This window comes from Micromonospora sp. NPDC048170, from assembly GCF_040652795.1.
Classification (GTDB): Bacteria; Actinomycetota; Actinomycetes; order Mycobacteriales; family Micromonosporaceae; genus Micromonospora.
Genome location: NZ_JBEZMR010000016.1, coordinates 100,828 through 114,269 on the forward strand (window position 1 = coordinate 100,828; position 13,442 = coordinate 114,269).

At 72.0% G+C, this 13,442-nt stretch carries 7 protein-coding genes; 3 read left to right on the top strand and 4 right to left on the bottom strand.

Going from position 1 to position 13,442, the window contains the following annotated elements:
- Positions 1-7 precede the first annotated feature (7 nt).
- Positions 8-703, top strand: coding sequence for an HAD-IA family hydrolase (locus tag AB0D32_RS20595; RefSeq protein ID WP_357092282.1), 696 nt, complete (start codon positions 8-10; stop codon positions 701-703).
- 92 nt (positions 704-795) lie between these two features.
- Positions 796-1,404: a methyltransferase domain-containing protein gene (locus tag AB0D32_RS20600; protein ID WP_357092285.1), complete on the top strand. Its 609-nt coding sequence runs from the start codon at positions 796-798 to the stop codon at positions 1,402-1,404.
- A 63-nt stretch (positions 1,405-1,467) separates the two neighbouring features.
- Here AB0D32_RS20600 and AB0D32_RS20605 read toward each other — a convergent pair whose 3' ends face one another.
- Complete coding sequence (locus AB0D32_RS20605; RefSeq protein ID WP_357092288.1) at positions 1,468-5,178, bottom strand: amino acid adenylation domain-containing protein; 3,711 nt, start codon at positions 5,176-5,178, stop codon at positions 1,468-1,470.
- A 118-nt stretch (positions 5,179-5,296) separates the two neighbouring features.
- Entirely contained in the window at positions 5,297-8,953 is a 3,657-nt protein-coding gene (locus tag AB0D32_RS20610) for an amino acid adenylation domain-containing protein (protein WP_357092291.1), read from the bottom strand.
- Positions 8,954-10,132: 1,179 nt separating this feature from the next.
- On the opposite strand from AB0D32_RS20610, the gene AB0D32_RS20615 reads away from it, so the two are divergent.
- Positions 10,133-11,299, top strand: coding sequence for an ATP-grasp domain-containing protein (locus AB0D32_RS20615; RefSeq protein WP_357092294.1), 1,167 nt, complete (start codon positions 10,133-10,135; stop codon positions 11,297-11,299).
- An 82-nt stretch (positions 11,300-11,381) separates the two neighbouring features.
- On the opposite strand, the gene AB0D32_RS20620 is transcribed toward AB0D32_RS20615, so the two are convergent.
- Positions 11,382-12,422: a 3-dehydroquinate synthase family protein gene (locus AB0D32_RS20620; RefSeq protein WP_357092296.1), complete on the bottom strand. Its 1,041-nt coding sequence runs from the start codon at positions 12,420-12,422 to the stop codon at positions 11,382-11,384.
- Entirely contained in the window at positions 12,403-13,239 is an 837-nt protein-coding gene (locus AB0D32_RS20625; protein ID WP_357092299.1) for a lantibiotic dehydratase C-terminal domain-containing protein, read from the bottom strand. The genes AB0D32_RS20620 and AB0D32_RS20625 overlap by 20 nt, the downstream gene beginning before the upstream one ends.
- Positions 13,240-13,442 lie beyond the last annotated feature (203 nt).

Genomic DNA, 13,442 nt, shown 5'->3' on the forward strand with positions numbered 1-13,442 from the left:
AGCAGCCATGAGCCACCCACCGTCCACCGTCGAGGTGACCCCGCAGTCGCCGGTCCGCGGCCCGATCCGCGCGGTCGTGTTCGACCTCGACGGCGTCATCGTCGACAGCTCGGCCGTCATGCGTGAGGCGTTCAGCATCGCGTACGCCGAGGTGGTCGGGGACGGGCCGGCGCCGTTCGAGGAGTACAACCGGCACATGGGCCGGTACTTCCCGGACATCATGCGGCTGATGGGGCTGCCGCTGGAGATGGAGGAGCCGTTCGTCCGGGAGAGCTACCGGATGGCGCACCTGGTGCCGCTGTTTCCCGGCGTACGCGAGACCCTGGAGACCCTGCACTCCCGGGGGATCCGGATGGCGGTCGCCACCGGCAAGGCCGGCCCCCGGGCCCGTTCGCTGCTCGACCAGCTCGGCGTGCTGGGCCTCTTCGGCCAGGTGATCGGCTCCGACGAGGTGGCCCGCCCCAAGCCCGCCCCGGACATCGTGCTCCAGGCGCTGGGCCACCTCGACGTGCCGCCGCACCAGGCCATGATGGTGGGCGACGCGGTGATCGACCTGCTCAGCGGCCGGGACGCCGGGGCGACCTCGGTCGCCACCACCTGGCACGGCGGGGACGTGGCCGCGCTGCTCGCCGCCGGCCCCGACCTCGTCGTGCACACCCCGACCGAGCTTCTCGCGTACTGCCCGGCAGCCCTCGTCCACTGACCCGCGGGCCCGGTCCCGGTCGGGACGAATGGGGCAGCATGGCCGGACGACCCCTGAGCGTCGGACGGTCCAAGATCCCATATAGTCAGGCGGTGGACGTCGAGCAGATTCGGGACGCGTACTCCTCCGTGGCCGCCCTCTACATCGAACTGTTCGGTACGCGCCAGCAGGTACACCCCGATGACCTCGCCTTCATCGGGCGGCATCTGTCGATTCGTCCCGGCGCGGTGCTCGATCTGGGCTGCGGGCCCGGCCATCTCACCGACTACCTTCGGTCGCTCGGCGTCGACGCGACGGGGATCGACATGGTTCCCGAGTTCGTCGCCCATGCGAGGGCAGCTCATCCACACGGCAGGTACCGACTCGGGTCGATGAGGAGCCTCGACGTCGAAGACCGTTCCATCGCCGGCATCCTGGCCTGGTTCTCGCTGATCCACCTGCCGCCGCGGGACCTCGACGAGGCGCTGGCCGAGTTCCGGCGAGTGACGGCGCCGGCCGGCACGCTGGTGGTCGGCTTCTTCGACGGCGACGAGGTGGCCGCCTTCGACCACAAGGTCGCGACTGCCTATCGCTGGCCCGTCGACGAGCTCTCGGCGCGCTTGACGCGGGCTGGCTTCTCGGAGGTCGAACGCCTGCACCCGCCCAGCGACGGCACCCACCGGCCGTACGCCGCGATCGCGGCGGTCACGGACGGACGGTGAGCCGGCCGGCCCGCCGACATCGGGGTGACGTCGGCGGGCCGGACAGGCGTCTGGCCCGGTCTCTCAGTGCGCCTGGTCGGCGCCCTCCGGCCCGGCCTCCAGGAAGCGCAGCATGCCGGTGGCCAGCATCTCGGCGACCGGGGTCGGGACCAGGTCGGTGCGGATGGTGACGCGCAGCAGCGTGTCCCCGCTACCGGGCAGCACCTCGGCGACGCAGCCGCCCGACCACTCCCGGGCGTACGGGTCGACGACCTCCTCGGTCCGGCAGCCGGGCAGCTCCAGCGGGAGGACGAGGTTGTCCTGGTAGGCGAAGGAGGGCAGGCTGTTGACCACCTCGCGGGGCAGCCCGAGGGCGGGGTCGGTGGTCATCTCCAGGAAGGTGACGTCCTGGGCGGCCATCAGCTCGTCCACGGTCCGCTGGACGGCTCCGATCAGGTTCCTCTCCGGGCTGTCGAACCGGACCCGGAGGCAGTTGGAGCTGATCCGGCTGGTGAAGGCGGAGTCGAGGATCCGGCTGCCGCGCTGCGCGACGATCATCAGCAGGGCGATGTCGTCCTGCTGGTGGATGGTGCGCAGCGCGGAGGCATAGGCGGCGGCGAAGTAGGTGGAGCGGCTGAACCGCTGTTCGCGGCCGGCCCGGTCCCAGCGGTCCAGCACGTCGGCAGGGACGGAGACGATGTGCCCGGTCTTGGGGCCCCACGTCGGGGTCTGCTCCATGAGCTCCTGGGGCCGGCCCTCGCCCTGGCGGGTGAGCCCGCGCAACTGCTCGCGCCAGTAGGCCCGCTGCGCGTCGAGGTCGGCGGCGTCGCGGAGCCGGGTGTATTCGTCGTACGACTGGCGGAGGGTGGTCGCGGGGCGCGCCCACACCGGGGCCTCGCCGGAACGCCGTGCGGTGTAGGCGTGGCTGAGGTCGCGGACGAGAAGGGCGTGTGACCAGCCGTCGAAGGCGATGTGGTGGATGCCGATGCCGAACAGGACCCGGTTCGTGGACTTCTCCCGGATCAGGGCGGCCCGCCAGTTGCGGCCCTGGGTGTAGTCCAGCGGCTGCTGCACCGCCTCGGCGAGCTGGTCGAGCGCTTCCTGTTCGCTCGTGGCGTCGGTGAGCAGCCGGAGCTGGGGCATGCCCGGGTTCGGCGGGATGATGGCCACGGGCGGGTCCACCCGCCGGTAGCGGGCGTACAACGCCTCGTGCCGCCGGTGCACGTCGCCGAGGGCCGCCATCAGCGCGCGCAGGTCCAGCTCGCCCTCGATCCACCAGGTGGCCGGGCAGACCAGCTCGAACGGGAGCACGAGGCACTTGGCGACCGACGGGGTCAGCGGGACGGGCCTGGTCGGGGCGGGGCGTCCGGTGGCAGGCGGTTCCGGTTCGACCTTCAGGCGGCGGGGTGCGGTGGCGAGCCAGCGGGCCAGCTCGTGCGGTGTGGGGGTGCGGTGGATCTGCGAGACGGGTACGACGACGTCGGCGGCCTCGTCGATGGCGGCGGCGACGGCGGCGGACTGCAGGGAGGTGCCGCCGAGGGCGAAGAAGCTGTCCCCGGTGCCGACGGGATCGATACCGAGTACGGCGGCGAACACGCCGGTGACCAGTCTCTCCTCGTCGGTCGTGGCTTCGACGTAGGCAACGCCGAGGTCCGGGCGCTGCGAGCCCGGTTCCGGCAGGGCCCGCCGGTTGATCTTCCCGGTGCCACCGACGGGGAACCGGTCGAGCACCATGATCACGGCGGGCACCATGTACGAGGGCAGCACGGTCGCGGCGTGTTCCCGCAGTTCGGTCACGGCGGGGGTGCGGCCGTCGCGGCCGGTGACGTAGCCGACGAGTCGGGCGACGCCCCGGTCCTCGCGGCGGACGACGACGGCCGTGCCGACGTCCGGGTGTTGTTCGAGGACGGCTTCGATCTCGCCGAGTTCGATGCGGATGCCGTTGACCTTGACCTGGTGGTCCATCCGGGCGAGGATCTCCAGCGCCCCGGCGGCGTTCCACCGTCCGAGGTCGCCGGTGCGGTAGGCGATCCCGCCGCCGTACGGGTCGGTGACGAACCGTTGCGCGGTCAACTCGGGGCGGTTGAGGTAGCTGTCGGCGACCCCGGCGCCGGTGATGAGGATTTCGCCGGGGACACCCATGGGGACGAGATCGAGTGCGGCGTCGACGACGCGGATCTGGCGGTTGGGCATGGGCCAGCCGATGGGCACGTACGCGCCACCCCAGCCGGCCTTGGCGTCGAACCACGTGCAGGCGACGGATGCCTCGGCAGGGCCGTAGGCGTTGATCAGGCGGGCGCCGGCGGCCATCCACCGTTGCGCCATGCGCGGCGGGATGGGTTCCCCGGCGAGGGTCACGCAGGACATGCTCGGACAGTCGGCCGGGTCGACGGCGGCGAGGTTGGTGGGTGGGCAGAACGCGTGGGTGGTCTGCTCCTTGGCGATCAGCTCCGTCAACCGGCGGGCGTCGAGCAGGTCGTCACGCGAGCAGACCACGACGCGTGCGCCGGAGGTCAGCGCGGTGTAGATCTCGCCCAGGGCCACGTCGAAGACCGGGGCGCAGCAGTGCAGCATCCGGCTGTCCGGGCCGACCGCGCACTCGTCGCGCATCCAGGTGACGAAGTTCGTCAGCTTGTCGTGGGTCAGCACGACGCCCTTCGGCGTCCCGGTCGATCCCGACGTGTAGATCACGAACGCGGGCCGGGAGGCGTCCACCACCGGCAGGTCGACCGCCTCGGCCGCCTCCACGGCGGGCCAGTCGTCGTCCAGGGCGACCACTCGTACACCCTCGGGCCGGGGGATGCGTGGGGCGACCTCACCGACGGTGAGCACGACCTGGGCGCCGTGGTCGGCCAGGAGCATCCGCATCCGCTCCGCCGGCCACGACACGTCCATCGGCGTGTACGCCGCCCCCGCCCGCAGCACCGCCAGGGTCGCGACGAGAGTCCACATGCTGCGGTCCAGCGCCAGCGACACCACGTCGCCGACGCCGACACCGGCCGAGCACAGGTAGCGGGCCAGCAACTCCGACCGGCGTGCCAGTTCTCCGTACGTGACGACTTCGCCGTCGGCGACACCCGCGACCGCGTCGGGCGTACGGCGTGCCCACTCCAGCACCAGTTCGTGCAGCGGCTCGCCCGGCACCGGGCACACCGGACCCCTGCCCCACGCGAGCAGCCGCTCCCGCTCGGCCGTGCCCAACAACGGCAACCGCGACAGCGGGACCTCGGGTTCCCGCAGGCCGGCCGACAGCAGCGTCCCGGTCTGCTCCAGCAGGCCCCGCACCCAGTCCGCGGAGAAACCCTCCGCCGCGTGGTCCACCCGCAGCCCGGACCCGTCCGAGGCCACCGTGGCCACCAGGTCGACGTCCACCACCTCCGGACCCACCTCGGCCACCGGGCCGTCCACGAGGCACACCGCCACCGGCCCCACCAGGCCCGCGGTCACCACCGGCGCGGCCCACGCCGCGCCCACCCGGCTCACCAGCGCCCCGAACGCCGGATCGTCGGCCACACCCACCCGGAGCGCCGACCCACCCGAGGACAGGCCCAGCACCACCTCCTCCTGACCGGTGTACCGGGCCAGCACCCCGACGAGTCCCGCCAGCACCACCAACCCGGCCGGCTCCGGGCCCGCCGGGCCGGGCAGCTCCAACGTCCGTGTCCGGGACGCCGCCCGGGCCGGCCAGGCCAGCGGTCGACGCAGGTCACCCATCAGGTCGAGGGCCTCGAAGTCGGCACCGGGCCCGGTGACACCCGTGGCCTGGGCCTGACCACCAACGAACCCGACAGACATGAGTCAACCTCCGATCAGGGCCGCCACCGGTACGGCGGTCAGCAGAACCAGGAACGTGCGGACGCGGCCTCGCGCGCCCGCGGCAGGTGGAGCAGTTCGGTGCGGACGGTGCTGACGGTCAGTCAGCGGTGGGGACGGGCCCGGCTTCGAGGAAGCGCAGCATGTGCCCGTTCAACTCCTCGGCGAAGCTGTACGGCAGGTAGTCGGTGCGGATGGTGACGCGCAGCAGGGCGTGGTCGGCGCGGGGCAGCACCTCGACCGTCAGCCCGTTGGGCACCTCCCGGGCGTACGGGTCGACGACCTCCTCGGCCCGGCAGCCGGGCAGTTCCAGCGGCAGCACCACGTTGTCCTGGAACACGAAGGTCGGCAGGCTGGCGACCACCTCGCCGGAGAGCCCGGCGGCGGGATCGTCGGCGGTCTCCGCGAAGGGGACGTCCTGGGCCCGCATGAGGTCGCTGATCGTCTCGTTGATCCGCAGGACGAGCTTGTCGTCCTGCGGCCCCTCGAACCGGACCCGGACGCAGTTGAGGTTGAGCCGGGTGGTGAAGGCGGAGTCGAGGACCCGGCTGCCGCGCTTGGCGACGACCATCAGCAGGCCGATGTCGTCCTGCTGGTGGATGGCGCGCAGCGCGGAGGCGAAGGCCGCGACGAAGTAGCTGGAGCGGCTGAACCTCTGGTCCCGGGCGGCCCGGTCCCAGCGTTGCATCACGTCGGGGGTGACGGTGACGGTGTGCCCGGCCTTCGGGCCCCACGCCAGCGCCTGCTCCAGCGACGCCTGCGGTTGGGCCCTGCCCTGCCGGGGCAGGCCGCGCAGCTGCTCGCGCCAGTAGGCCCGCTGCGTCTCCAGGTCGGCGACGTCCCGCAACTGGGTGTACTCGTCGTACGACTGGCGCAGCGTCGGCGCCGGCCGCGCCCAGACGGGAGCCGCCCCCGACAGTCTCGCCGCGTAGGCGTGGCTCAGGTCCCGCACCAGCAGCGCGTACGACCATCCGTCGAAGGCGATGTGGTGGATGCCGACGCCGAACAGGACCCGCCCGGTCGACCTGTCCCGGATCAGTGCCGCCCGCCAGTTGCGGCCCTGGGTGTAGTCCAGCGGCTGCTGCACCGCCTCCGCCAGCTGGTCCAGGGCCTCCTGCCCGGTGGCGGCGTCGGTCAGCAGTCGTAGCTGCGGCATTCCGGGGTTGGGTGGGACGAGCGCCACCGGCGGGTCGACCCGCCGGTAGCGGGCGTGCAGTGCCTCGTGCCGCCGGTGCACGTCGCCGAGCGCCGCCATCAGCGCGCGCAGGTCCAACTCGCCCTCGATCCACCAGGTGACCGGGACGACGACCTCCAGGGGCGACATCAGGCACTTCGCCACCTGCTGCGCGAGCGGGACCGGGCCGGGCCGCTGCCGGGCCTGACCACCGGCCGCTGCGGCGTCCGTACGGCGGGGCGCGGTGGTCAGCCAGTGGGCGAGCGCGTGTGGTGTGGGGGTGCGGTGGATCTGCGAGACGGGTACGACGACGTTCGCCTCCTCGTCGATGCGCACGGCTACGGCAGCCGACTGCAACGACGTGCCGCCCAGGTCGAAGAAACTGTCGTGGGTGCCGACGCGGTCCAGCCCGAGGACCGTCGCGAAGACTCCGGTGACGAGGCGTTCCTCGTCGGTCGTCGGTGCGCTGTATTCGATGTCGAGGTCGGGGCGTTGTGAGTCGGGTTCGGGCAGGGCCCGGCGGTCGATCTTGCCGGTGCCGCCGAGGGGGAACCGGTCGAGCACCATGATCACGGCCGGGACCATGTACGAGGGCAGCAGGGTCGCGGCGTGTTCCCGCAGTTCGGTCACGGCGGGGGTGCGGCCGTCGCGGCCGGTGACGTAGCCGACGAGTCGGGCGACGCCGCGGTCCTCGCGGCGGACGACGACGGCCGTGCCGACGTCCGGGTGCTGTTCGAGGACGGCTTCGATCTCGCCGAGTTCGATGCGGATGCCGTTGACCTTGACCTGGTGGTCCATCCGGCCGAGGATCTCCAGCGCCCCGGCGGCGTTCCACCGGCCCAGGTCACCGGTGCGGTAGGCGAGGCCACCGCCGTGCGGGTCGGTGACGAACCGTTGCGCGGTCAACTCGGGGCGGTTGAGGTAGCCGTCGGCGACGCCGAAGCCGGTGACGAGGATTTCCCCGGGCACCGCGACCGGCATGAGGTTCAGCTTCGCGTCGACGACGCGGACCTGCCGGTTCGGCATAGGCCAGCCGATCGGCACGTACGCGCCGCCCCAGCCGGCCTTGGCGTCGAACCATGTGCACGCCACGGCGATCTCCGCCGGCCCGTACGCGTTCACCACCCGGGTGCCCGCCGTCAACCACCGCTGGGCCAGCTGCGGCGGTACGGCCTCGCCGCCGAAGATGATGCAACGCAGGCCGGGACAGGCGGCCGGGTCGAGCGGGGCGATGTTGGTGGCCGGTCCGAACGTGTGCGTGACGTCGTGCCGGTTGACGAGTTCGGTGAGCCGGCGTACGTCGAGCAGGTCGTCGCGGGAGCAGACGACGACGCGACCGCCACCGGTGAGCGTGGCGAAGATCTCCCCGAACGCGGCGTCGAAGACCGGTGCCGCCGAATGCAGCATGCGGCTGTCGGGGCCGATGTCGCACTCGTCGGTCATCCACGCCAGGAAGTTCGTCAACTTGTCGTGCGTCAGCACCACGCCCTTCGGCGTGCCCGTCGAACCCGACGTGTAGATCACGAACGCCGGCTCCGACGCCCGCACCACCGGCAACCCCACCGGCTCACACGCCTGCACCACCGACCAGTCATCATCCAACGCCACCACCGACACCCCGTCCCCAGCAGGAATCCGAGGCGCCACCACACCAACCGTCAACACCACCCGCGCACCGTGATCGGCCAACAGCACCCGCATCCGCTCCACCGGCCACGACACATCCATCGGGGTGTAGGCGGCACCCGCCCGCAACACGCCCATCGTCGCCACCAGCGACCACAGCCCACGCTCCAACGCCAGCGACACCACGTCGCCCGCACCCACCCCCAACGACCGCAGATAGGCCGCCAACACACCCGACCGACGATCCAGCTCCCCGTACGTCAACACCTCGCCGTCCGCGACCCCCGCCACCGCCTCCGGCGACCGCCGCGCCCACCCCAACACCGACTCGTGAATCGGCACCGCCGCCACCTCACGCACCACACCCCGGCCCCACCCCAACACCCGCTCCCGCTCCGCATCCCCCAACAACGCCAACTCCGACAAACCGACGCCAGAGTCCGCCGACCCGGCAGAGACCAGCACCACGACCTGATCCACCAGGCCCCGCACCCACTGCGCGGAGAACCCCTCCACCGCGTAGTCCACCCGCACCGCCGACCCGTCCGACGCCACGCTCACCACCACGTCGACGTCCACCACCGCCGGCCCCGTCTCCGCCACCGGGCCGTCGACCAGTCCCACCGCCACCGGATCCATCCGGCCCCGACCAGACACCGGCGCGGCCAACGCCGATCCCACCCGCGCCACCAACTCCCCGAAACCCGGATCACCCGCGACGTCCACCCGCAGCACCGACCCGCCATCCGGTGAGAGCCGCACCACCACCTCGTCCTGGCCGGTCCACCGGGCGAGAACGGCCACGAACCCCGCCACCACGACAGCACCGGCTGACCCGACGCCCGTCGGCCAGGAGGGCAGTACCTGGTGCACCGAGGCCGCCCTGGCCGGCCACACCGTCGGCCGACGCAGATCGCCCACCAGCTCCAGCGCCACGGCGTCGACCGCACCGTCCACGGCCTGAGCACCATCGAACCCGACAGACAAGAGCTCAACCTCCGATCGAAAGGGGGCGACCGGAAGGCACGTGGCCGGGGCGGCCGGTCAGCCGAGGCGCCGTACGCCGGACGGCGGGGTGTGACGCGAGGACGCGGGACGGCGCGGAACGTCGACGCCGTTCACGGGGATGACCGCTCGGCGTCTCGTCGACGCGGATCCCGTCGTACCGCGTCTGGTTCGTGCGGCGCGCGGGTGGCTGTGGACGGCGGCCCGAGAGTCGTGGCGGATCCGCTACGGCGCTGGTCGGGAGGAGGAGGTGGGCGTCCGATCCGATCACCGGCACCTCCTGTCCATCAGGGCGCCGAGCACCCGCATTCGTCCCCATCGGGTGCAAGGAAAAGGGGAACGACGAACCGATGGGGCCCGACCCTATGAAGCCCCGTCCAGTGGCGTACACCCCTAGAGATGCGCACGTCGACCCCTAGTGCGTCAGCCGGAGATCCCGGCCGAGGGGCACCGGGGAAATGTCCGGTGCGGCGACCCGCCCAGGGGCCGCGTCTGGTGCCACCGTCGCCGAACCGACCATTCGAGCTGGTCGGTGGGGCATCCGGTCGGGGTCGTCAATCGAAATGCCGATCGGATACCGTGGCCATTCGGCGAGAAAGCACACCGGACTATACTTTCTCTATAGAAGGCGATTCGTGCCCTCCGAGAGGATCGGTGCGCGATTGTCCAGGTTCGACGTTCCGTGTCCCCGCGGGTTCCACAAAAAACAGCTTTCCGGCCAGCGAGGGTCGGGGATCCAGGTCGGCGCAATGGCGAGTGCGGCGGCGAAAGGGCGGACGGTGTTCGGCTGACCGGCCCATCCCGGGGAAATGAGAACTGACTATGCTTTCCCGATCATGAACCAGCCGGTGACTGGCAATCGGATGCCGGCTGTTGGTGTGCACCTCGCCAAGGCGGGCTGATCACAAGCCGGCCCGCCTACCGGGCCGGTCCGACCTGAGACCGCCCGGTCGGTGCACGCGGTACGCCCGGCCTTCCTGGCCGAGCTGCCCCACCAGGACCGGGAGCCCCCGCATCCGTCCACGTTCTCCGCTGTTCGTGGTCGTGGCGCACCCGGACTCTGTGCCACCCCCGAGGCCCTCGCGGGCCGGCATGTCAGGAGAACCAATGCATGAGGCTATCCAGTTACAGGTGTTCGCTCACGATGGCGTCGTCCTGGCTCGACCACCGGATCCGGTGGAAACCGCCGACAGTCGCTATCTCGCCGGTCCGGGCAGTGCCCTGCACAACGGGCTGGACATGATCACGGGTCTCCACCTGACCCTGCCCCACCAGACCGCGGCCATTTGCAGCACCGGATCCAGCGCGGACAAGTCGCTGCGTCTGCTCAGCCGCTGCGGTCTCAAGACGCCGAGCGATCTGCGCGAGTTTCGCTCCGGCGCGCAGGCCGTGCAGTTCGCCCGGGAAGCCGCCGAGCGGGGCGAGACGCTGGAGTTCCAGTTTCCCCCGCACGATCCGCAACTGCGGGCCGCACGAGCTCGGGTGTCACCGGACCTGCTGGCCCGCCTCAACAACAAGACTGTCCTGGAAACGCTGATCGCACCGGAACACCTGCCCCGTCGGCAGGTCGCCACCCCCGCGGAGGTACGCCGGATCGTGCAGCAGGACCGTCGGCCGGCGGTGATCAAACCGGCCGGTGTCGAGGTGTTCAGCGGAATCGCGATCTTCACCAGGCGGTTGCAGGACCGGCGGAACCGGGCACTGTTCAACCAGTTGGAGCAGGTGAGCGATCGGTGGATCGTCGAGGAGGAGGTCCCCTTCCGGACGGTCTGGGGACTCCAGTTCGGCGTGGCGGAGAGCGGATCGGTGCACTACTTCGGTGCGTCCGTACACCTGCCGCAGCCCACTTCGACGTGGGTCGGTTGTGTGCTGGACGACGACCAGCCGCCGGCTGAACTGATCGAAGCGCTGACCGTAGGGGTCCGAAAGGCCAGTGCTCTCGGGTACCGGGGGTACTGCTCGTTCGACGCCGGGATCAGCCGGGACGGCAGACTGCGGGTCATCGACCCGAACTTCCGGGTCAGTGGGGCCACCAGTTCGGTGCTGCACCGCAGCTCGCTGCTGGGTCAGCACCCGTGCGCCATGACCACGTTCTTCTCGCTCGCCCCCGGCGTGGACGCCGAGCCGATGCTCGCCCCGTTCATCGACCGTGGGCAACTGGTCGTGTTCATGCACCACGACCCGGCGGAGACGGACAACGGCCCGCAGCCGGCGACCATCGTCGGCATGGTCGGCGCCGCGGACCGTTACGCCTGCGGCGTGCTGATCGCGCAGATCCAGCGGGCGCTGGGCAGCTGACGCGTCACCCCGGGCCGCGCTGGCGGCCCGGGGGACGCCCACCGCCGTGCGTCGCCCGCCCCGGGGGCTCGCCCCACTGTCCTCACATGCCGGCGAGGGCGGCGCGGACGGCGGGCTCGGGTACGTCGGCGACCAGGTCGGGCCCGGTCGGACCGTCCAGGACGAAGGACAGGCCCGAGGTGGCCTTCTTGTCCCGCCGCATCAGCGCGATCAGCTCGTCGGCGTCGACGCCGGTGGGCAACGTGGTGTCGAGGCCGTACCCCGCCACCACGTCGTGGTGCTCGGCCACCCGGTCGGCCGGGACACGGCCGAGGACGCCGGCCAGCCGGCCCGCGAAGACCGTGCCGACACCGACCGCCTCGCCGTGCCGCAGCCGGAAGTCGGTGGCCCGCTCCAGCGCGTGCCCCAGGGTGTGGCCGTAGTTGAGGATGTGCCGCAGGCCGGAGTCGCGCTCGTCGGCGGCCACCACCCGGGCCTTGAGCGCCACGCAGGCGGCGATCTGCTCCGCCACCGGCTGGTCGCGCAGCTCGCCCGCTCCGATGAAGTGCGCCCGGGCGATCTCGCCGTACCCGTTGCGCCACTCCCGCTCCGGCAGCGTGCCGAGGTGCTCGGTGTCGCAGAGCACCGCCCGGGGCTGCCAGTACACCCCGACGAGGTTCTTGCCCTCCGGCAGGTTGACCGCGGTCTTCCCGCCGACGCTGGCGTCCACCTGGGCGAGTAGCGACGTCGGCAGGTGGATCACCGCGATGCCCCGGTGGTAGAGACCGGCGGCCAGCCCGACCACGTCCGTGGTGGTGCCGCCGCCACAGGAGACCACCGCGTCGGCGCGGGTCAGCCCGAACTCGGCGAAGGCCCGGCAGAGCTGCTCCACCGTGGCCAGGTTCTTGTCGTGCTCGCCGTCGCGCGCCGGCACCACCCGGTGCGGCACGCCCGGGTCGGGTGTCCACTGCGGCGGCCGGGCCGAGACCACCACGACCCGCCGCGCGCCGATCCGCGCCACCTCCGCCGGCAGCCGGTGGCGCACCCCGGGGCCGATCAGCACCGGGTACGCGCGCTCGCCGAGCGCCACCTCGATCCGGGCCGGTTCGGCGAGGGCGGGACGGTCAGCTGCCGACGCGTGCATGTGGCTGCTGTCTCCTCTGCGGGACGGGGCGGGGCGAGGGCACGACCGGGCGGTCCCGGACCATCGACAGGCGAAGCGCCAGCGCGGCCAGCGAGTCGACGTCCGGCCCGATACCCCACCGTTCGTGGGTGAGCTGGGCGTGGTGCGCCAGCAGGAAGCCCCGCGGCGTGGCCGGTTGCTCCCGGCCGATCACGTCGGCCACCCGGTCCAGGTAGCGCTGCCACGCGGCGGCGACCTCCGCGCCCAGCGGCAGGTCGCCGGCCGCCAGGACGATCTTCTCCGCATCGGCGTCCGCCTGCGCGGCCAGGTCCCGCCGCTGGGCTCCGGTGAGCAGCTGGCTGCGGTCCTGCCAGTGCATGAAGAGGAACGCCAGCCGGTCGTCAGCCGGCACCAGCCCGGTCAGGTGCCGCAGGTGCGCCACGGCCAGCGGCAGTTCGACGCCGGCCAGCCAGGGGGATTCGCCGTCGAGCAGGGGCAGGGCCATGTCGCTGCCCGCCCAGGCGAGCGGGCCGCCCCGGGCGGCGTCGCGCACCGCGTACGGGTCGGCGGCGAAGGACACCCGCGGGTCGTACGCGAGCAACCACGTCCGTACCGCGTCGAGCGCGGCCGGGGCGGCGTGGAAGCCGAGGCTCAGTCGCGGGCCGGCGGGGGAGCCGTACCGGTCGAAGAACCAGTCCGTGCCCGGATCGGCCCGGCGGGCGGCGGTGACCAGATCGGTGAGGACCGTTCCGACCAGCTCGACCACCCGCGTGTCCGGGCATCCGTCGGCCGGCACGGCCAAGCGGGCGAACAACCAGCAGCGTTCCAACGACGGCACCTCGGCTGACGGGCGGGTGGACGGACGGACTCGACGGTCTGCGGGGGTCGCCCCATCATCGGCCTGCGGTGCCTTTCACCACCGGAACAGGGCTCTGAACTGGGGACGACATAGGGGGTGACAGGGGTAGGTTGCCGGCAGGGCGCTCGGAAGACTTGGGCCGTTACGGCGAGCGAGGTCTACGCCGCGGATGAGGAGTCTCG

Coding starts and splice junctions, on each gene's coding strand:
- AB0D32_RS20595 (WP_357092282.1), top strand. CDS start 8: ATGAGCCACCCACCGTCCACCGTCGAGGTGACCCCGCAGTCGCCGGTC.
- AB0D32_RS20605 (WP_357092288.1), bottom strand. CDS start 5,178: ATGTCTGTCGGGTTCGTTGGTGGTCAGGCCCAGGCCACGGGTGTCACC.
- AB0D32_RS20620 (WP_357092296.1), bottom strand. CDS start 12,422: ATGCACGCGTCGGCAGCTGACCGTCCCGCCCTCGCCGAACCGGCCCGG.